This window comes from Porphyromonas bennonis DSM 23058 = JCM 16335 (assembly GCF_000375645.1).
Classification (GTDB): domain Bacteria; phylum Bacteroidota; class Bacteroidia; order Bacteroidales; family Porphyromonadaceae; genus Porphyromonas_A; species Porphyromonas_A bennonis.
Map to the genome: position 1 here is coordinate 77,250 of NZ_AQWR01000002.1, position 21,508 is coordinate 98,757.

Here is a 21,508-nt window from a genome sequence, read left to right on the forward strand (position 1 = left end):
GATGAGAGAGGCAAAGGATCTCACCAAGGGGTCTATCGGCAAGCAGATCGTAGCGCTGGCACTACCGATTCTGGGGAGCTCATTTACCCTGATGCTCTACAGCTTCGTCGATATGGCGTGGCTAGGACGGCTGAGCAGCCAGACGGTAGCGGCCTCTGGGGCAGCATCGATATTTACCTGGCTTGTCACCTGCTTCACACTCATTACGAAGGTGGGGGCAGAGGTGACTGTGGCAAATGGGATCGGACGAAAGGACGAGCGGGCAGCGGCAGACTTTGCCGCGCACAATATCACGCTGGCGCTCTACCTCGGTCTCACCACATCGCTCGTCTTTGCTCTCTTCACCGAGTCCTTCATCGGGTTTTATGGACTGGAGGCGCCGGTGGATCGGTATGCGACAGACTACCTGAGGATCTGCGCACTGGGCTTCCCCTTCATCTTTCTGAGCAATGCCTTCATCGGCATCTACAACGCCTCCGGACTCTCCAAGATCCCCTTTGTGGTCAATGTAATCGGCCTGGGGCTCAATATGCTCCTTGACCCAATACTGATCTTTGTCCTCGGTCTCGGCATACGCGGAGCCGCACTTGCCACGATCATCTCTCAGGCGATCCTGATGTCGCTCCTCCTTATCCAAATGAAGTATAGGGACCGACTCCTGGGAGGCTTCCGGATGATCCGTAAGCTGTCCGGTCGAACCACACAGACGATCCTCAGACTTGGTGTACCTGCAGCGCTAATGAATGCATTCCTAGCAGTGATCAACCTTATCCTCGGACGCTTCGCCTCCGCCGCAGGGGGTGCAACGGGTGTGATGACGCTGACGATCGGTGGACAGCTGGAGGGGATCACGTGGAATGCGGGACAGGGATTCTCCACGTCGCTCTCCAGCTTTGTGTCGCAAAACTATGGCGCTGCGAAGTACGGACGGATCCGGGAGGGGCTGCGATTTACCCTATGGCTCTGCCTCTTCTTCGGGATCATCGGGACGCTGATCAATTACTTCGGCGGGTCATTCCTCTTCTCACTCATTATCCCCAACGACCCTCACGGCATCGCCTCCGGAGCGGAGTACCTCCGCATTGATGCCTGGGCGCAGATCTTTATGATGGTCGAGGTCTGCTTCCAGGGCTTCTTCTACGGCATGCGACGCCCACTGCCCCCCTCTGCGATCAGCATCGGCTGCAATTTCCTCCGCATCCCCCTGGCACTTGCACTGCTCCACTTCTTCGGCGGTATCGCCTGTCTCTGGTGGACGATCTGCATCACCTGTATCCTCAAGGGGACCCTGTCGGGCGGCTATTACCTGCTGAAGGGACGCGCCAGGATCTACCCACCTACCGAGGAGCCTACGGAGCGGATACCGATGAGAGGATGATTCGGACTTCTTTTGGTACATTTACACTGAGCTAACACATAAGGGAGACAGCAGTGGATCATGATGAAAATATCCGTCCCCATCTGGGTGATTTCTTTTACCGGTATTAGTGACGACTAATATCGGTATTAGTGATCACTAATATCGGTGTTAGTTTTCTCTCATACCGACACTAGTCCGAGGGGGTCTCTCTCATACGATAATCCTTTGCATATTACACAAGAGTTCATATAGAAATAAAATGAGTACCAAGACTTACCTTTTTCTTCTATCCCTGATCGCCGGCTGCCACCTGTTACAGGCGCAGACCGTCGAGCCACTGACGCTGGATGATGTCACTCCCGGCGGGCGAACCTACTGGAGCCACCAGCCCTCCACACCGATGGTCTGCGGGCTCACCGGTGATGGCGTAATCACCTACGACAAGGAGGGGCTCAAGCTGGTGGACAAGTCAGGTCGCGAGACCGACCTCCTGACGCTGCAGGAGTGGTCTCAGATCGCCGGTGCACCGGCCAAGGCGATTCCCTGGCTGACGGTCTATGGAAATGGCGACTACCTGTCCCGAAGCACCGATAAAGGCATCGACTTCATCGACCTGAAGTCTGGGACGATCGCCAAGCACTTCACCTACGACAGCAGTAGGTGGCAGCAGCTGCAGGTGGCTCCGGGAGCTGCCTACCTGGTCCTCTCAGACGGAGAGACGATGGCGCTGTTAGAGAGCGGTGCGGCTGAGCCACGGGAGCTGGTGAGCGACTCATCGCACGATATTGTGTATGGTATGCCGGCAGCGCGAAACGAGTTTGGGACCGAGTCGGGGATCTTCATCTCCCCGAGCGGCAGGTACTTCGCCTTCTACCGCATTGACCAGTCGGAGGTGACGGACTATCCGATCGTCCGGATCCATCGCCCGATAGCGGAGAGTGACCCGCTGAAGTACCCGATGGCAGGGCAAGGCTCTCAGAGGACGACCGTAGGCATCTACGACACGACCGACGGATCCATCCATTACCTCGCCACAGGTGAGCCGACAGACAGGTACTTCACCAACCTCTCATGGGCTCCGGATGAGAAGAGCCTCTACATCGACGAGGTGAAGCGGTCTCAGGATGAGTGCAATCTGGTGGAGTACAGCGTGGAGAGCGGTCAACCGCTACGGACCGTGCTGACGGAGCGCCATGAGAGATACATCGAGCCGCTGCAGCCTATTGCCTTCACCAGTGATGGCAAGTCGTTTGTCCGCTCCACCCGCATCGATGGCTACCGTCACCTTTACCTCTATCGCACAAAGGACGGCAAGCTGATCCGCCGGCTCACCAAGGGGGAGTGGGAGGTCAAGTCGCTCTATGGGATCTCGCCTGATGATCGCTACGCTTACTTCCTCGGCAACGAAGGCTATCCCATGGGTCAGGCACTCTATCGGGTAGCGCTTGCAACCGGCAAGATGACCGCCATCACGCCAGAGCGGGGATGGCACTCCTGCAGTCTGTCTGCGGACTTTACGACAGCGTACGACCTCTTTAGCTCCAAGGACACCCCCGGAGAGGTACGGATCATTGACTTGGGAAAGAAAGCAGTGCGGTCGCATCTGCTCAAGAAGTGTGAGGTGCCGAGTGACATCGCTCGCCGACCGGAAGTCAGGCTAGGGACGATCAAGTCAGCAGACGGCGTGACCGATCTCTACTACAAAATGACCTTACCTGCCACTCTCGAGGAAGGGAAGAAGTATCCGACGATCGTCTACGTCTACGGTGGTCCTCATGCGCAGCTGGTGACGGATAGCTGGCGGAGCCTTAGGTACAACTGGGACAATTACATGGCTGAGCAGGGATACATCGTCTTTACGGTGGACGGTCGCGGCTCAGACAATCGCGGTATGGCCTTCGAGAGCATCATACACCGTCAGCTGGGCAAGGCAGAGATGGCAGACCAGATGGAGGGAGTGAAGTTCCTCTCCTCCCTGCCCTATGTCGATACCGACCGACTCGGTGTTTACGGCTGGAGCTTCGGTGGCTTCATGACCACCAACCTGATGCTGACCCACGGGGATACATTTAAGGTCGGTGTCGCCGGCGGTCCGGTGATCGACTGGGCTTTCTACGAGATCATGTACGGCGAGCGCTATATGGATACCCCACAGGAGAATCCCGACGGCTACGCTGCTGCGCGTCTCTCAGACCGAGCCAAGGATCTGCGAGGGAGACTGCTCCTGATCCATGGCGGGGTCGATCCGGTAGTGGTGTGGCAAAACTCTCAGACCTTCCTCAACGCCTGCATCGCCGCCCGCACCTACCCGGACTATATGATCTACCCCAATCACGAGCACAATGTCCTGGGGCCGGATCGGGTCCATCTCAATACCATCATCAGTCGCTATTTCGACGACTTCCTCAAGTAAAATACAATAGAACAAGTGATATGAAAGCATTAGTACTCGGCTCCGGCGGACGGGAGCAAGCGATCGCCTGGAAGATAGCCAAGAGCCCACTGGTCAGTGAGGTCATCATAGCACCGGGGAATGCAGGATCCTTTCCCAAGACAAGAAATGCCGATCTCGACATCAATGATGCCGATGCGGTTGCAGACTTTCTGACCAAAGAGTCTGTCGAACTGCTTGTCGTCGGTCCAGAGCAGCCCTTAGTGGGCGGACTGGTGGATGAGCTGCTGACTCGACCGGAGCTAAGCGGCCTCCACATCGTCGGTCCCACTCGTGAGGCGGCGCAGATGGAGGGGAGTAAGGACTTCGCCAAGGCATTTATGCAGAGGCACGGCATCCCGACAGCCAAGTATCGCTCCTTTACATCCGACGAGCGAGAGGCGGCGCTGGATTACCTTCGCAACGAAGAGAGAGCCCCCTATGTCCTCAAGGCGGACGGCCTTGCGGCCGGTAAGGGCGTGCTGATCTGCCAGACCCTTGAGGAGGCTGAGGAGGGACTGGACAGCATGCTCGGGGGAAAGTTTGGACACTCTGCCGATACGATCCTCATAGAGACCTGTCTCACCGGTATCGAGTGCTCTGTCTTTGTCCTCACCGATGGCAAGAGCTACCACATACTGCCGACGGCGAAGGACTACAAGCGCATCGGCGAGGGAGATACGGGACTCAATACAGGCGGTATGGGTGCCGTCTCGCCCGTTCCCTTTATCAACGATGAATTTATGACGAAGGTGAAGGAGAGGATTATCGAGCCCACCATCCGAGGTCTTGCTGAGGACGAGATAGATTACCGAGGATTCCTCTACTTCGGTCTGATGAATCAGGACGGCGACCCCTACGTCATCGAGTACAATTGCCGCATGGGCGACCCCGAGACTCAGGCTGTCATGCCGAGGATTGCGGGCGACTTAGTCCCCTCACTGCTTGCACTCCGGGATCAGAGCTTAGCCGACACCGAAGCCCCCGGCGAGATCGAGGAGACAGCACTCACGGTCGTGGCTGCTATGAAGGGCTATCCCGAGAGCTACGCCAAGGGGGCACAGGTTATTATCTACGGTGACGACAGCGACAGCTCGATCGTCTTCCACTCCGGGACCACCGGTGGTGGACAAGACATCCGCTCGTGTGGCGGGCGAGTCTTTGCCGTCACCGCACTGGATCGAGGGATCATGCGGGCTCGGAAGCGAGCCTATGAGCGGATGATGATGACCTGCTTTGATGATATGTACTACCGACACGACATCGGTAAGGACCTCGTGGAGTACGAGTAAGGAAGGACTGGAGACGAAGTTAGATGGAGCAATACCTAGCTAAGCTGTCCTCACTCGGAGAGCAAGTACTCTCTGAGCCTATAGCTGCGCTCTTGTTCTCCGTAGCCCTATTGTTCCTACTCCACAGGCACAATATCCTCAGCTACGGATCACATATCCGTGAGACAACCTCGTGGATTATTATGGCGCTCCTGATTATGAGTCAGGTAGTCATAGGTACACGCTCACTCTCCTTGATGATGATCGCAACGATCATCCTGGTCTTCCTCAGCGAGTACATCATCACCTCTATCGCCCAGCACAAGTCCCCATTCATCGGTTTCAATATAGGTCTCGGCATAGGATTATTATCCGTCATCGACCCGGTCTGGACCTGGGCTCTGATCCCCTTCGCCTCCCTGCTGAGGAAGATCGGGCTCGGCACTTGGCGTCACTACTCAGCGATGGTGCTTGGCATCCTCGCCATACTCTGGGTAGGGATACTCCTTTTCTCTCCGCCCACACCGGAGGGGGTGACCGGGTTTATAGAGCAGACCTATGGCGACCTGCTTCATCCCGGTCTGCCTGTCGGTACTGAGGGATGGATACGCGCGTCGTCAGTACTGCTGCTACTCTCCGTCGTGACGGTGGGTACGTTCATCGTCCAGAGGCACGCCATCGCCCGGTACCGCTGGGTCACCCACCTTCATCTCCGACTAGCGTGGTACCTCTTTGCGATCTACCTGGTCTACTACTCGTCTGAGATGCCGTCACCTCTCCTCTCGATCTTCTTCTGCTCCTGTTGCGTCGCTGCCTTCCTCCGGACGAATAGCCATAGACAGCCGCTGCTCATGTCTGCGCTCGGCATCTCCACAGCAGCACTGCTGGTAGCATTCCTTTACCCCTTTTCCTAATGATACGCATCCCTATGATATCCTTCATTGTCCCTGTCTACAACCGACCCCAGGAAGTGAAAGAGCTGCTCGAGAGTTTCCTCACACAGGAGAGCACGCCCCTCGACTATGAGGTGGTGGTGGTAGAGGATGGCTCCACCCTCCCCTGTCGGGAGGTGTGTGAGAGCTATGCAGACAAGCTAGCGGTCCGATACCTCTGTCAGTCTAATACCGGTCCCTCCGGGGCGCGCAACTATGGGGCTAAAGCCGCACAGGGAGACATCTTCCTCTTCCTGGACTCCGACGTAGAGCTACCCCCCGGCTATCTGAGCACACTGGCACAAAACTTAGAGCGGAGACCGGTAGACCTCTTTGGCGGACCCGATGCGGCGAAGGAGGACTACACCGTGACACAGCGTGCGATCAGCTACGCGATGACCTCATTCTTCACCACAGGAGGCATCCGAGGGGGACGAAAGGACCAGCCGATGGACAAGTTTTACCCCCGCACCTACAATATGGGCGTGACGCGCACGGCGTATGAGGCGGTCGGTGGCTTCCGTCAGGATCTCCGCTACGGGGAGGACATCGACTTCAGCCTGCGGGTGATAGAGGCGGGCTACCACTCTGCGCTGTACGATGACCTCTTTGTCTACCACAAGCGGCGGGACACGTACAAGAAATTCTTCGCCCAGGTACGCCACAGCGGACGGGCACGCGTGATGCTGGAGCGTCTCCATCCCGGCAGCATGAAGCTTGTGCACTACCTCCCCTCTCTCTTCGTGGTCGTGTGCTTCATCGCCCTCGTAACCAGCCTATATGGCGGGCTGATGTTTCCGCTCCTTTACGCCCTCCTGATCATCTTCGATGTATATGGTCGGGGCGACTCGCTCGAGCTGGCGGTCTATTGCGTGATAGCAGCCTTTGTCCAGCTCTTTGGGTACGGGATCGGCTTTATTGAGGCAAAGATAGGGAGGGGGGAGGGATCAGAGTAGAGCGACGATCTCCCGAGCCGCCTGCGTCGAGGCAGGGAGCTCCGTCCGAAGTGACACCGAGACGGCATCGTAAGCCTCCAGCATCGCTCTTCGCTCACCTGTATCAGAGAGCAAGGGTGTGAGGTGACTCCGTATCGCCTCGACCGTACACCTTGCCCCAAAGAGCTCTGCCACCACCTCGCGGCGGGCAATCAGATTGACGAGCGAGATGTAGGGAATCTTGAAGAAGTGGTCAAAGGCGAAATTCACTAATCGCCCGGCACGTGTCGCATAGCAGACCACCTGCGGCGTACCGAGAAGAGCCGTCTCAAGGGTCGCCGTGCCGGAGGTCACTAATGCTGCATCCGCTCCTGAGAGGATCTCATACGTCTCCCCATACCGGATCTCCACCCTCTGCAGACTGTGGCGCTCTATGATCTCGCTGTAGAGCGACCGGTCGATGGAGGAGACACCGGCGATCACCAGACGATACCGATCGCCGAGAGACGCCACACTCTCCAGCATCAGGGGGAGATTGCGTCTCACCTCCGATAGACGGCTACCACAGAGTAGAGCAATGTATGGTCGCTCGGCTGACGTCACGTCAGCATTATGGTGTGCTCTGAAGTGCATCACCTCCTCATAGGTCGCGTTACCGACGTAGGAGACACGATCCACTCCCTTAGAGCGGAAGTAGGAGACCTCGAAGGGGAAGATACACTGGATCAGGTCGCAGTCCCGCCTCAGCTGACGGACGCGAAACTCCTTCCACGCCCACACCTTGGGCGGTATAAAGTAGACGATCTTCGTCGAGGGCAGATGCTTCCGGACAAAGGGCAGGATATACCGCATGCAGAAGGATCCGTAGTCTACACAGATCACCACATCCGGTCGGTAGTCAAACAGAGACTGTCTCACCTCATCCCGGCCTCGTCTGATCTGAGGGTAGTGCCGCAGGACATCCACGATACCCATGTAAGCCATCTCCTCCGACCTCAGCACACACGCCCCTCCCCTCTCCCTCATAGCTGCACCGCCCATATAGGCAAAGTCTGCCTGAGGGTCCTCGACTCTCAAGGCAGACATCAGATGAGCGGCGTGGAGGTCTCCACTCGCCTCACCCGCTATGAGGAAGTACTTCATCCGGCGTCAGTCATCCTCCTCCCACGACTGCAAGTCGCGGACATACTGATAGGCGGTGACGTCGATCTTACACGGCACCATCGTGGCGTAACCGCGATCCAGAGTGGCCACGTCCCAGATCTTCTCGGCCGGCTCATTGAGTACCAGGTCACCACTCAGCCAAAAGACATCCTTCCCCTGCGGATTACGCTGTTTTATGAATTCGTTATGGTACCTCCCGTCCGCCTGACTGCAGACCCTCAGCCCTCTGACGCGAGGGATATTGGGCACATTGACATTAAGGTAGACCCCACGAGGCAGTCCCTCCTTGAGGATCCGCCGGCAGATGGCACGCGCATAGCGGCAACAGGCGAGGTAGTCGCTCTCCTGCTTTCCATGGATAAGGGAAATGGCAAGAGATGGGATGTCAAAGATACAACCCTCGATCGCAGCTCCAAGGGTGCCGGAGTAATTCACCGCAATACCCTTATTGTCCCCGTGATTGATCCCAGCGATGACGATATCCGGCATCTCCGTCACGATGACATTGAGTGCCAGTTTAACGCAGTCGGCGGGCGTACCGGTGCAGCTATAGACCGTCAGTCCCGGCTCCGAGCGGACGAGACTATAGGTGATCGGGTTGCGCGTGGTGATGGCACTCGAGGCGCCACTACGGGGCTTATCCGGGGCGACAACGATCACGTCCCCCATATCCCGCAGCGAGAGTGAGAGCTCTGTCAGCCCTTTGGCGAAGACACCGTCATCGTTACTGACTAAGAATAGTGGACGCTTGGCCATCAGAGCGTGGGGATAGAGAGGAGAGACACCTCGAAGATCAGTGTAGAGAATGCAGGAATGGACGAGCTGGAGGAGCCGCCATAGGTATAGGCACCGTAGCCCAGTTGCCACGGGATCACCACCTCCCATGTCTCGCCGACAGACATATGCTGAAGTGCCAGCTGCATCCCCCGGATCATTGACTCAGGGCGCTGATTCCCCTCCTGGCGGTAGATCCAGGACTTCACGATCTCGTCGGTTTCGAGGACCTCGCCACTGATCAGCTTAAGGGTGTACTTATACTCCACCTGGCTGTTCTGCAGCGGCCTCTGAGTCTTGGCTCCCTCCGGCAAGCCCTGGATCACTTTATAGTAAACGGCATAGGGGGAGAAATCAAAAGCAAGCTTCCGGTAGGCGGCGTCAGCGGAGATATCCTCCACGTACTTCTCGTTCTTCACCCTATACTCCGACTTCGCTTCATCGGGTGCATTCTGATCACAGGCGGTGAGGAGACCGAGGGAGAGGATGAGGGAGAAGGAGAGAAATAAACCTTTGAGAGTAGACTTCATATGCAAAACTTAGGGATCAGAGGTTCTTCAGGAGGGACTTCATACTGACCTTCTCGTCGATCAGTGCGTGCAGCTCCCGGATCGGGACACGCTTCTGCTCCATAGTATCGCGGAAGCGAACAGTCACTGACTCGTCCGTGGGCGTATCATTATCAATGGTCACGCAGTAGGGCGTGCCGATGGCGTCGTGACGGCGGTAGCGCTTACCGATAGAGTCCTTCTCGTCGTAGACACAATTAAAGTCGTACCGCAGCTCCTTCATGACCGACTCCGCGATCTCGGGTAGACCATCCTTTGCGACCAGCGGGAGCACAGCCACCTTAGTGGGAGCCAGTGCAGGAGGTAGCTTGAGGACCACTCTGGAGGAGCCATTCTCGAGCTCCTCCTCCACATAGGATCCGCACAGGATGCTGAGGAAGAGCCGATCGACACCGATGGAGGTCTCCACCACGTAGGGGACATAGCTCTCGCCCTCCTCCGGATCGTAGTATCTCAGCTTCTTGCCGCTGTACTTCTCATGCTGACTGAGGTCAAAATTGGTCCGCGAGTGGACTCCCTCCACCTCGCTGAAGCCAAAGGGCATCTCAAACTCGATGTCTGTTGCCGCATTGGCATAGTGGGCCAGCTTCTCATGGTCGTGGAAGCGGTACTTCTCGTCCCCGAGACCGAGATTCTTATGCCACTTCATCCGCGCAGCCTTCCACTGCTTAAACCAGTCAATCTCCGTCCCGGGCTTCACGAAGAACTGCATCTCCATCTGCTCAAACTCGCGCATACGGAAGATAAACTGCCGCGCCACGATCTCGTTGCGGAACGCTTTACCGATCTGTGCGATGCCGAAGGGGATCTTCATACGACCCGTCTTCTGGACGTTAAGGAAATTGACAAAGATCCCCTGCGCTGTCTCGGGCCGCAGGTATACCGTCATCGTATCGTCCGAGGCGGAGCCCATCTGCGTGGAGAACATAAGGTTGAACTGCCGCACGTCGGTCCAGTTGCGCGAGCCACTCACCGGGTCAGCGATCTCGCAGTCGAGGATCAGCTGATGAAGTCCCTCCAGGTCACCACTCCCGGACACCTCGGCGTATCGGTCGTAGACCTTCTTTCGCTCATCGAGTACGCGCTTCAGATTGACGCTCGTCTCTCGATACTGTGTCTCATCAAAGCTGTCTCCGAAGCGCTTACGCGCCTTGGCGATATCCTTCTCGATCTTCCCGTCCAGCTTAGCGATATAGTCCTCCACAAGGACGTCTGCACGATATCTCTTCTTGGAGTCCTTATTGTCGATCATCGGGTCATTGAAGGCCGCCAGGTGACCCGACGCCTCCCAGATCCTCGGGTGCATAAAGATGGAGGAGTCCAGCCCTGCGATATTGTCGTGCAGGTGCGTCATACTCTCCCACCAGTAGCGCTTGATGTTATTCTTCAGCTCAATGCCGTTCTGACCATAGTCATAGACGGCACTGAGACCGTCGTAGATCTCGGAGGAGGGGAAGACAAAGCCATACTCCTTGCAGTGACTGATGATTGTCTTGAAGAGCGTCTCGTTAGTTACAGACATATTATATGGGAAAATCAATTGGTTCGCATACGGGGACGACCCCTTAGGTCGTCTTCGCAAAGGTAATCAAAATGTACGCACTATCCCCTGAAAAAGTGAGCGGACCACGGGCAAACGCATTTGAGACTCGTCCATCAGCAGCGTAACCGCATCCGCAAGGATACCCGCTCTATAGGTATCGGTCGAGCCACGAAGTGGCGAAGACCAATGCATGAGAGTTTAGCTCGTAACCCGACGCCTTGCGGGTCGCCGTCACATCGGAGATGAGCGATGTTTATAGAGAGACCACTCGTGCGGTTGCCTAAGCATTAACCTCTCTGACGAGCATCAGATGGTTTACTGTATAGTTCAGATGCGTCAGACCTGAGCCCCCAAACTAAACCCGATATTAGTGATCACTATTACCGGGTTTAGTGATCACTAATACCGGTAATAGTTTTCCCTGTGAGAGTAGAGCCATTAAAAGGCAAATCCAAGTAAATGACTGGGATCCCTTCTAAGCACGAAAAGTATCTTCTAAAGCTAAAAAAACAAACAGCACCTCAATTTGGTTTTTAGAAATAACCTCTTATATTTGCCATATTACCAAACCAATAAAACATTTACCGTCATGAGAAAAGGCTTTCTTTCAACAGCACCTTTATGTACACTCACCCTTGCCAGCTCCTGTCAGAGGTATGAAACAAATGCTCCTAATTAAGAATCTTTAAACTCATCGGCAACAGAGGCATATGTTGACGCTTGTGCAACTCTCGTTCTGAATCTCAGAGCAGCAATAGATAACAACCCTAAACCACTAACGTCATTTACCGATATTGACAGCTTGTCAGCTCGAGTTTACGATAATCTCTCTATAAAGACCAAATCAAACCTGCTTAACAAACCCGCTAACTTTATATCCCGAGACAAGGGCAACAGACGAAAAGATGATGTTTTCGCCAAGTTCTGCGATAGAATATGCTTCCGAAACTGCAGCAAACATTAACTAACGAATACCGAAATTATGGGAGATAAGACCATTTTGAAGAGCATAGCATTACGACGCACAATCCTCGTTATTGCTATTGCCTATAGTATTTTTTTGCTCTTAGCACGGACAGAAGTCCTAGATATACAGCTCAGTAGCTGGATGTTTGCTATCGGCTTTTTCTTGTGGGCTGTAACAATCTGCATATTGGAGAAAAATATGACTTGGGGTAAAGCTGCAGTGGTCTTCCTCCTGAGTTTTATTGCGTATCTTTCGACCACTATGATTTAGGGAATTCAATCTCCCGGGCGTTGATGAGTGCGCACTTTTGCATCTGGAGCCTCACTGGACGTTGAGCGCCGACATAAGTGTCGGACGTTTTGTTCGGTACTTAATGGGCACGCTCCGAGGACCTCGGATATAGTCCCCCCTAAACAATAACGGGTTACAGGTAGCCTAGGCTACCTGTAACCCGTTATCAGTTGTATCCGATTGGATTCCTACAAAGCCCGTGTCAGCGGACACCGAGGAGCTTGTGCTGCTGGAGGGAGAGGCGCCACAGCGGATGGGCGAGCACATAAGCGACGGTCTCATCGAGGATCACACGATTGCGCAACGGGTCGCCCACGTCGCAGGGCTGGAGGAGGTAGTGATCGGCGTGGATGCCGTAGTCGCTCACCTCATGCTCTCCGTCGTAGATCACCTTCAGCTCATCGACTCGCTCGAGGACCACACGCCCCTTCGCCCCCACATAGGCAAGCTTAGGCGAGCAGGTGATCCAGTCCACTCCGGCGGGGAGTGGATGGGTGCCATTGGTCTCCACAGCGACACGCTTACCGAGGGCCTGGAGTCCCTCGACGAGGGACTCCGTCAGCTGGAGAGAGGGCTCCCCTCCGGTCACGACGACGAGCGGAGCCGGGTACGAACCCACCTCAGCGAGGATCTCCTCCTCCGTCATCGGGGTACCGTACCGGAAGTCTGTGTCACAGAAGGCACAGTCCAGGTTACACCCAGAGAAGCGGAGGAAGACCGCCGGAGTACCCGCCTGCACGCCCTCCCCCTGGAGAGAGTAAAAGATCTCGCAGACCTTCATAGGCCGGCGTCGGTCCCGTCGATGGTATAGAGCGCGGTGTTATTCTCCGACTCGCACACCTTTGCCTTATAGCAATTGGGGATCTGCTCCACACACCAGCGGGCAATGTTCTCCGCTGTGGGGTTGAAGGGCAGCAGCTCATTGAAGTCCCCATGGTCGAGATAGGCGTGGATCCGCTCCTTGATGATATTAAAGTCTACCACCATACCCTCGGCATTGAGCTCCTCGGCGCGGCAATAGATCGTGATGATCCAGTTGTGTCCATGGATGCGACTGCACTTACTCGGGTACGGGAGCTCCAGGTGATGGCTTCCCGCCACCTCTAATCTCTTTGCAATATAATACATAGTAATCTTTCTTCCTGATGCAAAGGTACAGATTTTATCGCGCGGTCTCTTCGTCTGACAGTCTTACCTCAGGATCAGGATGTCACCCTCCTGGGGAATATAAGCGGGGTCGAGCTTATTCATCTGGTAGAGGGAGCGCAGCTGGATCCCGTATCTCTGCGCAATGCCGTGGATCGACTCCCCTACCCTCACCTCATGGCGATAGTAGGGCGGATCGGCACGACGGAGTTTCCGCTGGAGGTAGATGATGTCGCCCTCCTCGATCGGGTAGCCGGGCGGGAAGTCGTTGTAGTCCGTCAGCTTCTTCTCCGAGATATCGAGGTCACGAGCGATACTGGCGAGGTCGTCCTCCCTCTTCGCGAGAACATAAAGGAGACCGTAGCTCTTGTAGATCTCTCGAACACCGGCGGGGGTGGTCTCACGGGAGGCCGGCTTCTCATACTTCATAGGGGGCTTTTGGCTAACCGTTCGGCGTGGCTGCTCGGGTCGGTTATAGGCGTAGTCACGCTCCAGATTACCATCCACGAGCAGGTAGAGCTGGTAGTCCTCGATGATCTTGATGAGCTTATTGGCGTAGCCTCTGTCGGTGGCGTAGCCGGCACTCTGCAGCCCCTTTGCCCAACCCTTATAGTCGGTCATGTCTATACGGAAGAGTGAGCTGTACCGGCGGTTGCCAGTGAGGAACTGCCCATGGTCGAGGTAGGAGTCGAGCGGATCATCGTACACCCTGAAGCAGTCGCGGGGGTTGTCGTCGCGGTGGTAGGTGCGTGCACCCCGCCAGCTATTGTGGCACTTGATACCGAAGTGATTATTGGACTTCTGCGCCAGAGCACTTCCCCCCGCCCCGCTCTCCAGCAGACCTTGAGCCATGGTGATGGAGGCAGGAATGCCAAACTGCCTCTGGCTCTGCAGCGCAGCGGGGGCATACTGCCGGATGTAGGCGTTGTAGGAGGGGTTCTTCCCCGGCATGGGCATCCGGCTCACCTGCTGATTGGCAGCATTTCGGGTACTTCCACAGCCGGTGAGGAGCAGGAGCGGTAAGAGGAGAGCGAGGACTTTACGGGTCATGGCGTTTTACTTATTATGTAAGACGATACGTTCCTGAGCATCGGTGCCGGCGATGGGTAGAGCGGTAGAGCAGTCGAGGTCAATGCAGTACGAGAGAGCCTCTGCCTTCCCCACACGGAGGAGGCGCTGGTAGTGGTCGCTCTGCTTGATGGCGCCCACGATGTCGGACGAGTGGCTACGGTAGTAGTCGAGCACCATCCGCACCGCATCACTGCCGAGCGTGTGGCTTCCGGACAGGCGGTCAGCGAGGGCGGCACCGAAGAGTGCATCCTCGATGCAGACATGCCCCTCCCAGCCGGCACAGACGGAGAGGACATTGCGTCCCCGGCAGTACTCAGCGACGGTGCCAATATTGGTGAATGCCCCGACGACCACACTATGCTCCGGACCAAAGCTCATACATTTCTTCAGCGTCCGGGTGCCATTGGTGGTGGTGAAGTAGATCTCCTTGTCGCGCACCTGCTCGGGACTATACTCGAGCGGATCGTTGCCAAGATCAGCGAAGTCGCACTTGACACACTTCCGCTCTGCACCGACGAGGTGCCCCGCCGCAGCTGCCGCCTTTGCTTCCTCTATGGCCTCGATGGGAAAGATCCGGCGTACACCGTTGTCGAAGGCAGCGACCATCGTCGAACTGGCTCTGAGGATATCGACCACCACGAAAGTGGTCGGCTCAGTAGGCCTGTAGACATCAAGCAACTCGGGTGAGAGAACAATATCGATCGTATTCATGATAAAAGACTCTGACGCATGGATGAAATAGCCTCGGCATCGGTCACTCTGTAGTTCCTCTCTGGAACCAGAGCCGTAGACGAGGGTGGAAATGCCGCTGAGGAGTGACGCATGGCACTAACCCTCTGCCGTGCAAAGGTACCATGAATCGCAGAGACACCGGTGGACTGGACCACATGACGTGCATTGTCGGCCGTGATACCGCTGCCCGCCATGATGCAGATGCGTCCATCGGCCTGCTCCACTAGGCGGCGGATCCGATCCAGACTGTCTACTGCCGAGGGCGTGCCGCCCGAGGTGAGAATGCAGGCAAAGCCGACAGCGACCGCCTGCTCCAGAGCCGTCTCCAGCGATGCCGCCCGATCAAAAGCCCGGTGAAGCGTGATCGGAAGTCCCTCTGCCTCTCGGATCAGTCTTCGGCAGAGCTCCTCGTCCAAGTCTCCATCAGGAGTAAGGGCTCCGAGTGAGAAACCGGCCACTCCCAGTCGTCTCAGGACTCGGATATCCTCCAGCATAACATCGATCTCGGTCTCTGTGTAGAGGAAGTCGCCCGAGCGAGGACGGATGATCGGGATGATCGGCAGGTTGCAGTGACGAAGGGCTGTCGCCACTGTTCCGTAGGAGGGCGTAGTACCACCCTCGGAGAGGGCGGCACAGAGCTCTATTCGGCTCGCCCCACCATGCTCAGCCTCGACGCACGATGGGACATCGCCGGCGCAATTCTCGATGATGAGTTTACTTTCCTTCATTTCTCAGCAGGTCATTAAGGGTGTGGAAGGTCAGCCCGCCCTTCTCCACATCAGGATGCGAGATCTGTATCGTCTTCGTCTCCCCCGGGAGCAGGTCAAAGAAATTATCCGAGTAGAGAGCGCCCTGCCAGGGGGACTCGATAAAGAGATCCTTGATCAGGGTCTCGGCGGTAATGGTGACCGTCAGCCCATGCTCCGTCAGTCGCTCCTCGACCAAATAGCGCGGGCGGGGCAACTTCATCTGCCGGGGACGGACATTGTAGTAGAGCTGGTGAGCGACCTCCTGCCCATCACTTTTCCTCACGATTAATTGAGCAAGGATGGTATCGGAGGTCCGTGGCTTCGGGAGTCGGGCCAGCTGCACCGAGAGAGGCGTCTCAGTCACCCGGTAGGTATGGTGGGAAGGACTCTCAAGCAGGCTCCCGTCTGTCCGCATCCAGGTCACCTCCACATCGACAGAGCCCCGCAGCAACGGGTCATCGGAGACGAGACAGAGGGCGAGCGAGTCCCCCCGCTCCACCAGGTCGACGATCGTGGGTCGGTAGGCGCGCTCCACCGCATAGTGGAGCGCCTTGTGATTGCCCCAGTAGTCGACGGAGGACCAGCTGACGGTGGGCCAGACATCATTGATCTGCCAGTAGAGCGAACCGGCGTTATAGGGATAGGCGCGACGGACGGCACGGATCGCATAGCCGGTGGCATCTCGCTGCTCAAGGAGACTCAGGTAGGTGAAGTCGGCAAAGCTCTCAGGCGCCGGGTAGTCACGCTCCATATAGAGCCGCAGCCGCTCATTGCCTCCCGGGGAGCGCTGCCGATGCGCCACGAGAGGATGGTCGAGGCTGAGGGAGTCTGCCTCCCGGGCAAAGCTCCTGACGGTCTTCATCTCGGGGAAGGACTGCAGCCCGTACTCGCTTGCGAAGCGCCCTGGATTGTGATCAAATGTGGTGTAGTCCTCTTCGCCAAACCACATCCCCCAGTAGTGTGCATCGCTGCGGGAGAGGCTCTCGAGATCGCCCCAGTTGGAGTCATACGGCGAGCCGTGTATGTAGTCGACATGCGGGGCATAGCGAGCGACACTCTCAGGGAGAAGCGTTTGGAAGAGCTTTTCATACCCTGTCGTCATCTCCTGCCAAACCTCGGGACTGTACTTTGACTTCCAGCCCCAGTGGCGCATTCCCTCGCGGACCTCATTGTTGCCGCAGAGGAGTGCCAGGGAGGGGTGGTTGCGGAGACGCGAGAGCTGATCCGCCACTTCGCACCGCACGTTTTCCATAAAGGCGGGGTCGCTCGGATAGGTGGTGCAGGCAAAGGGGAAGTCCTGCCAGATAAGGATCCCGTAGCGGTCTGCCAGCTCGTAAAACTCCTCCGTCTCGTAGATCCCTCCACCCCAGACACGCAGCATATTGAAGTGCGCCGGCAGCACGTCCTCCGCGAAGAACCGCTCGAGGCTCCTCCCGTGGTCGCCCATACGGCGGTCGTGCGGGAGGTAATTGGCACCCTTGGCGTAGAAGGGTCGGCGATTGACCACGAAGCGGAACGCCCCGTCCGTCTGATCGAGGTGCACCTCCCGCAGCCCCACCCGGAGGCTGTCCCTCGCTCCCGTAGCGTCCTGATAGACCAGCGTGTAGCGCTCTACTTTTCCCCAGCCGTTGGGCATCCAGAGTCGTGGCTTCGGGATAGCAAAGGAGACCGAGTCACCCGTCAGCACTGCTTGCTCCAGCTCCAAACCATCCGGATCGAGGAGCGTAAGGGATGCCCCGCGCGCTCTCCGGCTGCCACATACAGTAAGGGTAGCTGAGGTCGCATCCGTGCCGCTCCACTCGATCTTACTGCGGACGTAAAAGTCCTCCGGATGAAGCCGCTCCTTTCGCTCCACGACAGGAGGCGCAAAGAGTCCCATCGAGATCAGCCGTGGTGCCCAGTCCCACCCATAGTGGTAGGGAGCGGTCCGGATGTAGGGACTATAGAAGATCGCAGCGCGGTCGTTATCGGCAGGGTAATTGAAGCCGTTGCTCTCGTAGAGGAGTTGACCGATCTTCGTCGGCGAGAGGAGGCGAATCACCAGCCGATTGGTTCCCGATCTGAGATGACCGTCGAGGTCATAGGTATAAGTCCGGAAGAGGTCCTCTGTTCGACCAAGCAGCGCGCCATTAAGATAGACCTCCGCAAAAGTGTCGACCCACCGGAGGCGCAAGCGGTAGCCGGAGAGCTCCTCGCTCGGCAGTTCAAAGCTGGTCCGATAGACCCACTCCCTATCGCTCACCCACTGGATGCTGTCCTCGGAGGTGCCGACAAAGGGATGGGGGATTAGTCCTTGACGGAGCAGGTCTCGCTGCACCATAGAGGGGATCTCCACGGCGACAGAGGTGGAGTCGGGCCGCCCCTCCTCCGTCAGGTCGAAGTGGCTCAGGACGATCTGAGCGGTAAGCGACGGCAGGAGGGCAAGCAGAGAGAGGGCAAGGAGAGCTCTTCGGACAAGCATAGAGACTGTGAAATAAAAAGAGGAAGATCTGCGTCCGACAGAGACAGCTGATCTTCCTCTTGTATATGAATAGGGACTTACTTCTTAAGCGCAATGTGCAGCTCATCCAGCTGCTTCTGGTCCACCGTGGCAGGAGCATCAACCATCACATCGCGACCGGAGGTATTCTTCGGGAAAGCGATCGTGTCGCGGATGCTGTCCAGTCCGGCGAAGAGGGATACCCAGCGGTCAAAGCCGTAGGCAATACCTCCGTGGGGCGGTGCACCATACTTGAAGGCATTCATCAGGAAGCCAAATTGCTCCTGAGCGCGCTCCTCAGTGAAGCCGAGGGCATGGAACATCCGGTCCTGGAGCTTGGTGTCGTGGATACGGATCGAGCCGCCACCCACTTCGACACCATTGATCACCATATCGTAGGCATAGGCGCGCACCTTACCGGGATCGGTCTCCAGCAGCGGAATGTCCTCCTCCACCGGCATGGTGAATGGGTGGTGCATCGCCATGAAGCGACCCTCCTCCTCACTCCACTCAAAGAGCGGGAAATTGACCACCCAGAGACACTTAAAGTTCATCGGGTCCATCAGCCCCTCACGACGTCCCATCTGGAGTCGGAGACGTCCCAGCTGAGTCCGGCACTTCATCGCATCGTCACCACAGAGGATCAGGATCAGATCGCCCGGCTCAGCCTTCATCGCGTCACGTAGTCTGGCTCTCTGTTCCTCGGAGTAGAACTTGTCGACACTGCTCTTGACACTGCCGTCCTCATTGATGCGGGCATAGATCAGTCCCTTGGCACCTACCTGCGGGCTCTTCACGTAGTCGGTCAGCTCATCCAGCTGCTTGCGGGTATAGCGGGCGCAGCCCTTGGCACAGATACCACCGATATAGGAGGCCTCATCAAAGACTCCGAATCCGGTCTCCGTGAACGTCTCCTTCAGCTCCACGATCCTCATGTCGAAGCGCATATCCGGCTTATCGGAGCCGTAGTACTTCATCGCATCCTGCCAGTCCATCTTGAGGTAAGGCTCAGTCTGCTCTATGCCGAGGATCTCCTTGAATAGGTACTTGCTCAGTCCCTCAAAAGTGTCGGTCACATCATCCTGATGGACGTAGCTCATCTCACAGTCGATCTGGGTAAATTCCGGCTGACGATCGGCACGCAGATCCTCGTCGCGAAAGCACTTCACCACCTGGAAGTACCGGTCGATACCGGCGATCATCAGTAGCTGCTTGTAGGTCTGAGGGGACTGCGGAAGGGCGTAGAATTGTCCCGGATTCATCCTCGAGGGGACGATAAAGTCTCGCGCGCCCTCCGGAGTGGACTTGATCAGGAAAGGCGTCTCCACCTCCATAAACTGCTGTCCATCGAGGTAGCGACGGATCAGCTGTGCCATCCGGTGGCGGAGGGCAAGGTTGCGCACCACATTGGGTCGGCGAATGTCGAGGTAGCGGTACTTCATCCGAAGCTCATCACCGCCATCGGACTCCTCCTCGATCGTGAAGGGAGGGGTCTCGGAGGCTGAGAGAATATTGAGCGAATGGACATCGATCTCGATGTCACCGGTAGGCATCTTAGGGTTCTTCGAGGAGCGCTCCACGACGGTACCCACCGCCTGGATCACATACTCCCGCCCGATCTCGGATGCCTTCTCGAGCTGCTCATGGCTGCTGCTCTCGGCGAGGACCAACTGCGTGATCCCATACCGATCACGCAGGTCGATGAATGTCATCCCGCCCATCTTACGTATCCGCTGGACCCATCCCGCCAGCGTCACCTCGGAGCCTATGTCGGAGGCACGAAGCTCTCCACAAGTTTTTGTTCTATACATGATATCTCACACTGTGTGCGGCTAACTCCGGACGAGCAGCCGCACGAGGATTATTTTATTCTCTGATGCTCTCAGTATCTCTGCGCTAAATCGTGTGGAAAGCTCCACCACCTCTCCCCGTCCGGGGATCGACTGGCACACCGACAGGATATAGCCGGCGATGGTCTTGAAGTCCTCCTCCTCAGGCAGACCGATCTGAAACTTATCATTAATATCATCCAGGCCGGCACGACCGGAGAGTATGTACTCCTCATCGCTCACCTTACGCATGACGATATGGACCGTATCGTGCTCATCCTCGATGTCGCCGAAGATCTCCTCCACGATGTCCTCTAGGGTGACGATCCCGGAGGTGCCTCCCAGCTCGTCCACCACGATCGCAAGGCCGCGCTTCCGGAGGAGCAGCGTCTGCATCACCTTCTCGATCGTCAGTGTCTCCGGCACATAGATCGTCTCCTTGATATGCTCCTGCCAGCGGCTTCCATCCCTATGGCAGCGAAACATCTCCGTACTGTGTATGTAGCCGATCACATTGTCGATCGTCTCGCGGTAGACGATGATCTTAGAGTACCCGGTATTGATGAAGAGCTCCATCAGCTCCTCTATCGGAGTCTCTTCTTCCACCGCAGAGAGCTCGTTGCGCGGCACGAGACAGTCGCGCACCTGTATGTCAGGGAATTCGAGTGCATTCTGCAGCAGGACCGCCTCACGCTGCACCATGGGATCGTCCTGTGCGGCGGTATTCTGCCTGATGTAGTAGTCGAGGTCCACCTTACCGAGCGGATTCTGGTCATTGCTCTTCCCCTCAGCACCGAAGAGCTTCAGGATCAGATTCGTCAGCCCACCGGCGAGGAGCGTGATCGGATAGAAGAGGAAGTAGGCAAAGGTGAGAGGCAGCGAGGCAAGCTGCATATACTCATTGGGCCTCGCCTTAGCCACAGACTTGGGGACATACTCCCCGAAGACGATCACCACGGCGGTAGAGATCAGCGTCTGGATCAGCACGATGAGGAAGGCATTGGTCATCCACTGCTTAAGTACCGGCTCGAGGAGGGCGGCAAAGAGCAGCCCATAGATCACGTTGATCACATTATTCGCCACCAGGACGGTGGTGATGTACTTCCCCGGTCGGTCGAAGAGGAAGGTCTGAGCCCTCGGCCCGATGCCCCGCTTCGCCCTATCCAGCTCCACCTGCAGCCGATCTGAGGTGAGGAAAGCGGTCTCCGACCCACTGAAGAAGGCCGAGAGCAGGACGCAGAGCACTATGAAGAAGTAGATCATCG

Annotated in this window: 17 protein-coding genes; 5 read left to right on the forward strand and 12 right to left on the reverse strand. The window is 56.8% G+C overall.

Going from position 1 to position 21,508, the window contains the following annotated elements:
* Window position 1 precedes the first annotated feature (1 nt).
* The 5 genes from B088_RS00785 (at window position 2) to B088_RS00805 (ending at window position 6,950) form a co-directional block, all read left to right on the forward strand.
* Window positions 2–1,378 (forward strand): MATE family efflux transporter, encoded by a 1,377-nt coding sequence (locus B088_RS00785; protein ID WP_018106502.1) that lies wholly within the window; start codon window positions 2–4, stop codon window positions 1,376–1,378.
* A 241-nt stretch (window positions 1,379–1,619) separates the two neighbouring features.
* On the forward strand, window positions 1,620–3,773 hold the full coding sequence (locus tag B088_RS00790; RefSeq protein ID WP_018106503.1) for a S9 family peptidase: 2,154 nt from the start codon (window positions 1,620–1,622) through the stop codon (window positions 3,771–3,773).
* 20 nt (window positions 3,774–3,793) lie between these two features.
* Complete coding sequence (purD, locus tag B088_RS00795) at window positions 3,794–5,083, forward strand: phosphoribosylamine--glycine ligase (RefSeq protein WP_018106504.1); 1,290 nt, start codon at window positions 3,794–3,796, stop codon at window positions 5,081–5,083.
* Window positions 5,084–5,106: 23 nt separating this feature from the next.
* The gene (locus B088_RS00800) at window positions 5,107–5,976 is read left to right on the forward strand and encodes a hypothetical protein (protein ID WP_025081564.1); all 870 of its coding nucleotides are present in this window, start codon (window positions 5,107–5,109) and stop codon (window positions 5,974–5,976) included.
* Window positions 5,977–5,990: 14 nt separating this feature from the next.
* A complete protein-coding gene (locus B088_RS00805) occupies window positions 5,991–6,950 on the forward strand; it encodes a glycosyltransferase (RefSeq protein ID WP_038973800.1) in 960 nt (319 codons plus the stop codon).
* Here B088_RS00805 and lpxB read toward each other — a convergent pair.
* From lpxB to B088_RS00870, 12 genes are all read right to left on the reverse strand, one after another.
* Window positions 6,942–8,072 (reverse strand): lipid-A-disaccharide synthase, encoded by a 1,131-nt coding sequence (lpxB, locus tag B088_RS00810; RefSeq protein WP_018106507.1) that lies wholly within the window; start codon window positions 8,070–8,072, stop codon window positions 6,942–6,944. The two genes, B088_RS00805 and lpxB, sit on opposite strands and share 9 nt — an antisense overlap.
* Window positions 8,073–8,078: 6 nt before the next feature.
* Window positions 8,079–8,849, reverse strand: a complete 771-nt coding sequence (surE, locus tag B088_RS00815) for a 5'/3'-nucleotidase SurE (protein WP_018106508.1) — start codon at window positions 8,847–8,849, stop codon at window positions 8,079–8,081.
* The gene (locus B088_RS08195; RefSeq protein ID WP_018106509.1) at window positions 8,849–9,397 is read right to left on the reverse strand and encodes an FKBP-type peptidyl-prolyl cis-trans isomerase; all 549 of its coding nucleotides are present in this window, start codon (window positions 9,395–9,397) and stop codon (window positions 8,849–8,851) included. The genes surE and B088_RS08195 overlap by 1 nt, the downstream gene beginning before the upstream one ends.
* Before the next feature lie 16 nt (window positions 9,398–9,413).
* Window positions 9,414–10,958, reverse strand: coding sequence for a glycine--tRNA ligase (locus tag B088_RS00825; RefSeq protein WP_018106510.1), 1,545 nt, complete (start codon window positions 10,956–10,958; stop codon window positions 9,414–9,416).
* A gap of 1,481 nt (window positions 10,959–12,439) precedes the next feature.
* On the reverse strand, window positions 12,440–13,018 hold the full coding sequence (locus B088_RS00835; protein ID WP_018106512.1) for a 7-carboxy-7-deazaguanine synthase QueE: 579 nt from the start codon (window positions 13,016–13,018) through the stop codon (window positions 12,440–12,442).
* Window positions 13,015–13,365 carry a 6-pyruvoyl trahydropterin synthase family protein gene (locus tag B088_RS00840; protein ID WP_018106513.1) on the reverse strand — a complete coding sequence of 117 codons (351 nt, stop codon included), beginning with the start codon at window positions 13,363–13,365 and terminating at the stop codon, window positions 13,015–13,017. Before B088_RS00840 ends, B088_RS00835 begins: the two co-directional genes overlap by 4 nt.
* A 63-nt stretch (window positions 13,366–13,428) precedes the next feature.
* Window positions 13,429–14,433 carry a glucosaminidase domain-containing protein gene (locus B088_RS00845; RefSeq protein WP_018106514.1) on the reverse strand — a complete coding sequence of 335 codons (1,005 nt, stop codon included), beginning with the start codon at window positions 14,431–14,433 and terminating at the stop codon, window positions 13,429–13,431.
* 6 nt (window positions 14,434–14,439) lie between these two features.
* Window positions 14,440–15,165 carry a 2-phosphosulfolactate phosphatase gene (locus B088_RS00850; protein WP_018106515.1) on the reverse strand — a complete coding sequence of 242 codons (726 nt, stop codon included), beginning with the start codon at window positions 15,163–15,165 and terminating at the stop codon, window positions 14,440–14,442.
* A complete protein-coding gene (locus B088_RS00855) occupies window positions 15,162–15,914 on the reverse strand; it encodes a copper homeostasis protein CutC (RefSeq protein ID WP_018106516.1) in 753 nt (250 codons plus the stop codon). Before B088_RS00855 ends, B088_RS00850 begins: the two co-directional genes overlap by 4 nt.
* Window positions 15,901–18,396: a beta-mannosidase gene (locus tag B088_RS00860; RefSeq protein ID WP_018106517.1), complete on the reverse strand. Its 2,496-nt coding sequence runs from the start codon at window positions 18,394–18,396 to the stop codon at window positions 15,901–15,903. Before B088_RS00860 ends, B088_RS00855 begins: the two co-directional genes overlap by 14 nt.
* Before the next feature lie 77 nt (window positions 18,397–18,473).
* A complete protein-coding gene (gene aspS / locus B088_RS00865) occupies window positions 18,474–20,225 on the reverse strand; it encodes an aspartate--tRNA ligase (RefSeq protein WP_025081567.1) in 1,752 nt (583 codons plus the stop codon).
* Between the two features lie 21 nt (window positions 20,226–20,246).
* Window positions 20,247–21,506, reverse strand: a complete 1,260-nt coding sequence (locus tag B088_RS00870; RefSeq protein WP_018106519.1) for a hemolysin family protein — start codon at window positions 21,504–21,506, stop codon at window positions 20,247–20,249.
* Window positions 21,507–21,508: the final 2 nt, after the last annotated feature.

What these genes read in the sequence shown, in the direction of transcription:
- B088_RS00785 (WP_018106502.1), top strand. Translation starts at nt 2, where the DNA reads ATGAGAGAGGCAAAGGATCTCACCAAGGGGTCTATCGGCAAGCAGATC.
- B088_RS00790 (WP_018106503.1), top strand. Translation starts at nt 1,620, where the DNA reads ATGAGTACCAAGACTTACCTTTTTCTTCTATCCCTGATCGCCGGCTGC.
- purD (WP_018106504.1), top strand. Translation starts at nt 3,794, where the DNA reads ATGAAAGCATTAGTACTCGGCTCCGGCGGACGGGAGCAAGCGATCGCC.
- B088_RS00800 (WP_025081564.1), top strand. Translation starts at nt 5,107, where the DNA reads ATGGAGCAATACCTAGCTAAGCTGTCCTCACTCGGAGAGCAAGTACTC.
- B088_RS00805 (WP_038973800.1), top strand. Translation starts at nt 5,991, where the DNA reads ATGATATCCTTCATTGTCCCTGTCTACAACCGACCCCAGGAAGTGAAA.
- lpxB (WP_018106507.1), bottom strand. Translation starts at nt 8,072, where the DNA reads ATGAAGTACTTCCTCATAGCGGGTGAGGCGAGTGGAGACCTCCACGCC.
- surE (WP_018106508.1), bottom strand. Translation starts at nt 8,849, where the DNA reads ATGGCCAAGCGTCCACTATTCTTAGTCAGTAACGATGACGGTGTCTTC.
- B088_RS08195 (WP_018106509.1), bottom strand. Translation starts at nt 9,397, where the DNA reads ATGAAGTCTACTCTCAAAGGTTTATTTCTCTCCTTCTCCCTCATCCTC.
- B088_RS00825 (WP_018106510.1), bottom strand. Translation starts at nt 10,958, where the DNA reads ATGTCTGTAACTAACGAGACGCTCTTCAAGACAATCATCAGTCACTGC.
- B088_RS00835 (WP_018106512.1), bottom strand. Translation starts at nt 13,018, where the DNA reads ATGAAGGTCTGCGAGATCTTTTACTCTCTCCAGGGGGAGGGCGTGCAG.
- B088_RS00840 (WP_018106513.1), bottom strand. Translation starts at nt 13,365, where the DNA reads ATGTATTATATTGCAAAGAGATTAGAGGTGGCGGGAAGCCATCACCTG.
- B088_RS00845 (WP_018106514.1), bottom strand. Translation starts at nt 14,433, where the DNA reads ATGACCCGTAAAGTCCTCGCTCTCCTCTTACCGCTCCTGCTCCTCACC.
- B088_RS00850 (WP_018106515.1), bottom strand. Translation starts at nt 15,165, where the DNA reads ATGAATACGATCGATATTGTTCTCTCACCCGAGTTGCTTGATGTCTAC.
- B088_RS00855 (WP_018106516.1), bottom strand. Translation starts at nt 15,914, where the DNA reads ATGAAGGAAAGTAAACTCATCATCGAGAATTGCGCCGGCGATGTCCCA.
- B088_RS00860 (WP_018106517.1), bottom strand. Translation starts at nt 18,396, where the DNA reads ATGCTTGTCCGAAGAGCTCTCCTTGCCCTCTCTCTGCTTGCCCTCCTG.
- aspS (WP_025081567.1), bottom strand. Translation starts at nt 20,225, where the DNA reads ATGTATAGAACAAAAACTTGTGGAGAGCTTCGTGCCTCCGACATAGGC.
- B088_RS00870 (WP_018106519.1), bottom strand. Translation starts at nt 21,506, where the DNA reads ATGATCTACTTCTTCATAGTGCTCTGCGTCCTGCTCTCGGCCTTCTTC.